Source organism: Alcanivorax sp. HI0083, from assembly GCF_001635175.1.
In genome coordinates this window covers 1-319 of record NZ_LWFX01000704.1, presented here as the reverse complement: position 1 = coordinate 319, position 319 = coordinate 1, and the positions used below count along the sequence as shown (strand labels likewise).

The window sequence follows — 319 nt, the reverse complement described above, 5'->3', positions numbered from 1 at the left end:
GTTCCATGCCGCCCGGCGTGGTCACGTCCATCCAGAATTTTCCGGTTTCCACCAGGCGCCGGTTCGCCATGCGATCCAGCTGCCCGGTGAACACCAACGGCTTGGCCGCAGCGGCGCCCAGATAGCCCCCCATCAACGACAGGTTTCGCAATACCAGCTCACCGGAGAGGCCCACCCGGTGCGAGACATCACAGGCCAGGCGCAGTTTTTCCCGATCCAGCCAGATCGGTTCATGGTCGATCTGGTTGAACAGTGCGGTGAGCGCCTGCGGCGGGTTCTCAACACTGTCGATGCCATGCTCCAGCGCCTGGTCCACCAG

1 pseudogene is annotated in these 319 nt (G+C 63.3%); it reads right to left on the bottom strand.

The features are described 5' to 3' along the window. Positions 1 to 319, bottom strand: a pseudogene (locus tag A3754_RS06930) (oxygenase MpaB family protein); the annotation flags it as partial.